4 protein-coding genes and 1 pseudogene are annotated in these 6,062 nt (G+C 32.5%); 3 read left to right on the plus strand and 2 right to left on the minus strand.

Features of this window, described 5'->3' with window-relative positions; genetic code table 11:
* Positions 1-215: 215 nt before the first annotated feature.
* Both QO182_RS19260 and QO182_RS19265 read right to left on the minus strand, forming a co-directional pair.
* Positions 216-1,665 (minus strand): annotated as a pseudogene (locus QO182_RS19260) (IS1182 family transposase).
* Positions 1,666-1,812: 147 nt separating this feature from the next.
* Positions 1,813-2,697, minus strand: a complete 885-nt coding sequence (locus QO182_RS19265) for a hypothetical protein (RefSeq protein WP_371540209.1) — start codon at positions 2,695-2,697, stop codon at positions 1,813-1,815.
* 100 nt (positions 2,698-2,797) lie between these two features.
* Here QO182_RS19265 and QO182_RS19270 point away from each other — a divergent pair, with 100 nt between their 5' ends.
* From QO182_RS19270 to QO182_RS19280, 3 genes are all read left to right on the plus strand, one after another.
* The gene (locus tag QO182_RS19270; RefSeq protein WP_371563660.1) at positions 2,798-3,847 is read left to right on the plus strand and encodes a formimidoylglutamase; all 1,050 of its coding nucleotides are present in this window, start codon (positions 2,798-2,800) and stop codon (positions 3,845-3,847) included.
* A gap of 134 nt (positions 3,848-3,981) precedes the next feature.
* Complete coding sequence (locus tag QO182_RS19275) at positions 3,982-5,241, plus strand: DEAD/DEAH box helicase (RefSeq protein ID WP_371540201.1); 1,260 nt, start codon at positions 3,982-3,984, stop codon at positions 5,239-5,241.
* 187 nt (positions 5,242-5,428) lie between these two features.
* On the plus strand, positions 5,429-5,905 hold the full coding sequence (locus QO182_RS19280; protein WP_371563663.1) for an Hsp20/alpha crystallin family protein: 477 nt from the start codon (positions 5,429-5,431) through the stop codon (positions 5,903-5,905).
* Positions 5,906-6,062 lie beyond the last annotated feature (157 nt).

The raw sequence follows: 6,062 nt of genomic DNA on the forward strand, positions 1-6,062 counted from the left end.
AATGTCCTTTCTTTTGAAAAAATTATCCTATCTTTTTTCCTGAGAGTTGCATTAATTAATTGAATCTAGTAATTAAAAAAACGCTTGTAACAGGATTTATAATAATCCGTTGCAAGCGTTTTCTTTTTTAATATTGATTTTAATGTTAGTTCAATAAGGCTATTTTGAGCTTAGCTAGATTCATTTTGAGTAATGCAGCAGTAGCCTTCATTTTTCTACATTAATTTGAGTATTCTTTTTAAGTTTACCGTGAAAATTGCTATTGCACCTTGCATTTGCATATTGGTAATGCCATACGATATTGCTCTATCATAACCATGTACATTTTTCAACTCACTGTTTTTCGCTTCTATTTTATATCGGTGTTTTGCTTTTTCTTTGTAATAGTCAGTTTCTTGAAAAACCATTTGGTCTTGATGTAATTCTGATTTTATGGATACCGAATATGTTTTTGTCTTGGCTCCTTCTTTGTAACAACCATCTTTTAAAAGGCAAGACTTGCATTTTTCGACATCAAAATAATATGTATCTACTTGATTTGCCCCAACATCTTTGGTTCCACCACGTGCTTTTCGTATTGCTAAATGCCCAGCTGGGCAAACAAACCTATCGGCATCTTTATTATAATCAAATTTATCTTCATCTTTTCTAAATCCTTGTGTCATCGATGGATTTAGACGTGCTACAACTTTAATGTTTTGTTCACTTGTGATTTTAAGATTTTCTTTTCCTGAATAAGCTCCATCGCCAATAATGGTATCGACATCGATTCCGTTTTCTTGACTAACTTCTAAAAGTTTAGGCAATTCTGGTCCATCTCCTTTTTCGCCAGATGTGACTACAGCCGCAGTAATGATCCGTTCTTCGGTCATTGCCAAATGAGTTTTATAACCAAAGAAGGAACTCTCAGCAGACTTATGACCCGTTTTAGCATCGGTGTCTTTTGATAAAGTTAAATTTTCATGAGCATCTTCTACGGTTTCTTTGAGTAGATGTAATTTCTCTTTCACAGCTGGGATTGAACTTATTGACAGCTCATTTTCAATGCGTTTTCCCAACTCTTTACAATAAGCCAGTTCCTTTTCTAAGTCATTGTCGGTATTTTTTTGAGGCATATGTTCTTTGAATTCCTCGTCAAAGGTGTATACTGTTTTCCGCAGTAGCTGAGAACGTTCTCTCAATACATCGATAGCTAAAAATGGATTGGATCTAGACAAAATATGTGTCGCATCAACAATAATTGACTTAGAGCGAATGATGCCCTTTTTCAATGGCAATAGTTACTGTTTTATTTATCAACAAGTTAAGAAGGTTGGTGTCTTTCAAACGAAGTTTTCTAAATTTTGTTAACGAACTCGGATTGATAACATCGTCTTCTGGTTTCATATCCAAAAAATATTTGAAGGACATATCGTATTGAGAACGCTCCACGACATCAACATCGGAAACGATGTAGATGGTTTTAAGTAGTAAATACTTAAACATACGAATAGGGCTTTCTGCCATTCGCCCATTATTGTTGCAGTATTTGTTTAACAACTCGTCATAAATAAAAGAAAAATCAATCAAATCGTTGATTTTTCTTAATAGATTTTCTTTTGGAACTATTAAATCATGTAACGAAGAATACTCGCTGAATTGTATTGTTTGTTGTTGTACTAACATCTAAAAAAAACTAATAATTAGACTTAAATATAAATAAAAAGGAGTAGAAATCCTGAGATATCTACTCCTTTTTATTTATCAATGTATTCGAAAGACTTTTTCAGTGCCCTCTTAATGACTCCTCTTTTTTTTATGCAAAGTTCATACTTAGTTCAAAGTAAAACTAGTTTTTGAAACGACTTCATTTTTATCGAAAACGTTCACATAATAAGTTCCTTTTGCAAAATCTTTCCCAGGTAAATTTTCTGTAACCTGAACTGTTTTATTTTCGTATTTTACAGTAGTCATGAAACTATACGTCAACATATCATCACCAAAATTCACCACTTTTTTGACTCCTAAAACATTATTCTTGCCGTCAATAACTTGAACATAATATGTTTTATCTCCTGATTTTGCAACTTCATTTGCAGCAATTGTAAAACTAACTTTAAGCATATCTGCTCTGCTGGCTTTATCAGTTTCAATTTGTTTTCCTGAATTTCTTACTTTAAACGCCGATCCTTTCATGTTCAAAACAGTTAATTTTGAAGCTTTTTCTACCGTTTTTGCTAATTCTTCGTTTTGTCCTACTAAAGTCTCATTATATTTTTTAGACTCTCCAAGAACTACTACCGTACTATCTCGTTGTGAAGTCACAATTTGATTTTCTTTTTTCAAGCCTTCATTTTCAGCCATTAAAGCTTTCATGTTGTTTTGTAGGGAAAAAAATTGCTTTTTGTATTTAGCCATTGAAGCTACGTCCCCTTTTGATTTATTCAAATCAGCCATTAAACTCACCACTTTGTCTCTTTCCTGAATTAACTCGTCAGACATTGAAGTATTTTCAGAAATTGCTGCATCATAAGTAGCTTTTAACTCTTGTAAATCTTTCATAACTGAATCTTTGTCAGTCATTGTACTTTTCAATTCTGTTTGAACTGTTTTTACATCAGAAGTAACCTTAAAGATATAAACCAAGCTTCCTACCAATAAAACTGCTAAGACAGCAACCACTGCCTTCAGACTTGAACTACTTTTTTGATTTTCCATTTTTCAAATATTTTTTTTTTCAAATTTAACAATATATATTCATGTTATAACGTAAGTTAACACAATTATATTATTTTTGAAAAAAAATATTTTTATTTTTATGGAAAAGCTTCTGCCTTTTACAATGAACGACCTTGCCAAAATTACCAACCACAGAAGTGGTGAAATAAAATTTGGAGAAAAAATGCTTACTATACCTAAGGATATGGATGTTATTACTTTCTTAGAAAACAGTGACGCTAAGTATGTTCTGCTAGGAATTCCTGAAGATATAGGTGTAAGAGCAAATTTTGGTAGACCCGGAACTGCTTCGGCATGGGATAATGCTATTAAAAATATTGCTAATATACAGCACAATCGGTTTTGTAAAGGGAGCCAAATCATCGTTTTGGGACAGGTTAATGTTCGCGAAGAAATGAAAGAAGTCGAAAATTTAGATTTCCATGATATCGATGATCGTTCTAAATTAAGCCAGTTAGTTGAAAAAATTGACAAAGACGTATCTCACATTATTTTTAATATTATCAAATCTGGTAAAACCCCAATAATAATTGGCGGTGGTCACAATAACTCTTATGGTAATATAAAAGGGACTGCTCTTGCAAAAGGAAAACCCGTAAATGCAATTAATTTTGATGCTCATTCTGACTTTAGAATCCTAGAAGGACGCCATAGCGGAAATGGTTTTTCATACGCTTACGAAGAAGGTTTTCTTAAAAAATATTTTATTTTTGGATTACATGAAAATTACACTTCCAAAAGTGTTTTAGATCTTATCAAAAAAACAGAAGATCGTGTACGTTACAATAGCTACGACAGCCTGGCTATTCGAAAAGAGAAGGATTTTACGCAAGAAATGATAACTGCGCTCGAATTTATAAAAACTGATTTTTTCGGAATCGAAATTGATTTGGATGCTATCCCAAATATTGCGAGTAGCGCTATGACTTTGAGTGGTTTCTCAATAGAAGAACTGAGAAAGTTTATTTCTTTTTTTGGTAAACATAAAAATGCAGCTTATATACATATATGTGAAGGAGCACCAGATTTAGGAGAAGAAAAAAACAACCATTTGATAGGCAAATTAATTGGATACTTGGTAACTGATTTTATAAAAGCAAATAATAATAATAATAATAATACGAACTAGTCGACTCCTAACAATTCCTTTCAGAACGACTATAAATCCAGCCGAACATTCGATACAAATAAGCATCAAAAATAATAATACTATCTTTGCAAAACTATCCTTGTACTTAATACAGGATATTTAATTTCAAAAATATGTTATTCGAAGATTTATCACTTTCAAAAAGTATACAAAGAGCCGTATATGAACAAGGCTATACAAACCCCACTCCTATTCAAGAACAATCTATTCCACTAGTTTTAGCCGGAAAGGATTTAATAGGATGTGCACAAACTGGAACTGGAAAAACGGCAGCATTTGCCATACCAATTATACATCAATTGCATCGCATTGTAGGCTCTTCAAAAAAAGCCAAGCAAATTCGTGCCTTAGTAGTAACTCCTACAAGAGAACTAGCAGTTCAAATTGGTCAAAGTTTTGACACTTATGGAAAATACACCAACTTAACACAGCTGACCATTTTTGGTGGTGTTTCACAAAACCCACAAGTTGATGCTCTAAGAAATGGAGTTGATATTTTAATTGCAACTCCAGGAAGATTACTTGATTTACACAAACAAGGTTTTATTGACTTAGATCATTTGCATGCGTTAGTACTTGATGAAGCAGATCAAATGCTTGATATGGGATTTGTAAACGATGTAAAAAAAATCGTAAAGCTTACTCCTAAAAATAGACAAACTCTATTTTTCTCAGCAACAATGCCAATTGCTATTCGCGAACTAGCGGAAATGTTTTTAACAAACCCCGAAACAGTTACCGTTTCTCCCGTTTCATCTACTGCTGAAAATGTAGAGCAACATGTCTATTTTGTTGAAAAAACAGAAAAAAGAAACTTACTGTATCATTTGATTAAGAATCAAGACTTATCTGATGTGTTAGTTTTTTCAAGAACGAAGCACGGAGCAGATAATGTCGTAAAAGCATTGCGTAAAAACGGAATTGCAGCCGAAGCGATACATGGTGACAAATCTCAGAACGCAAGACAACGTGTTTTAGAAGCTTTTAAGAATAAAGAAGTCGGTGTGCTCGTTGCTACTGATATTGCAGCTCGTGGAATTGACATTGATCAACTACCTTATGTTATTAACTTTGATTTGCCTAACATACCTGAAACATACGTTCATCGAATAGGAAGAACGGGACGCGCCGGAAATGGTGGTGTGGCTATTTCTTTTTGCAGTAAAGACGAACATGGCTATTGGAAAGACATTCAAAAATTAATTAAAGTTGATGTAAAAACCATAAGTGACCATCCGTATCCATGGCATTCAGGAAATCCTGAAACGGCTCCGGGAGGATCTACAAAACCAAAAAATTCAAATAGAAGTGGTGGTGCTCATAAATCTCGAAAATCAGACGCTTCAAAGCAAAATAAAAAACGCTGGTATTAAATAAATCTATTTTTACTGGTTTACTATAACAAATACCTTTTTCCAATATGGAGAAAGGTATTTTTTTTTATTAAGTAACTACTTGTTTATGAGTTAATTAAAAGTTAAACAAAATTGTAAAATTAATAAGCTATCATTTATTCTCTAATTTTAATAGTAGTTAATAATCATTTAAAACTAATAAATTATGGAAGCATTAGTAAAAAGAAACGGATTTGTTCCGTTAGTAAATTCAGGTTTTGTGCCAACAGCAAACCCATTTTTTGATGATTTTTTATCAAGAGATCTTCTGGAAATGACCGGTCAAAATTTTGCAGCGTTAGGAAGTAATTTACCATCTGTAAATCTAAAAGAAACAGATAAGAAAATTGAAATCGAATTAGCAGCGCCCGGTTTAAAAAAAGAAGATTTTAAAATTGAATTAGACAACAACATGCTTACCATTTCTTCTGAAAAACAAGAAGAAAAAGAAGAAACAAGTAAAAAAGACAATTACTATCGAAAAGAGTTCAGTTATCAGTCCTTTTCAAGATCTTTTAATCTTCCCGATTATACTGATGACAACCACATTAACGCTAATTACAAAGACGGTATACTTCATGTTGATATTGCCAAGAAAGAAGGCGCTAAGAAAAAAACAGCAAAGACCATTGACATTAAATAAGAAAGAGTTCCTATAAAATTATTTTAACTCTAAAGAAATCGCGAAACCAGTTGAACTAATTATAGTTGAATATGATTTTGCGACACTGTCCCGTAAAGTGTGTAAGTTAAAAAAATAGGGGTTTGCCTTTTTAATTAAAGTTGAACCCTTTTTTCAA

Origin of the sequence: Flavobacterium sp. Arc2 (assembly GCF_041431385.1) — a bacterium.
Lineage (GTDB): Bacteria > Bacteroidota > Bacteroidia > Flavobacteriales > Flavobacteriaceae > Flavobacterium.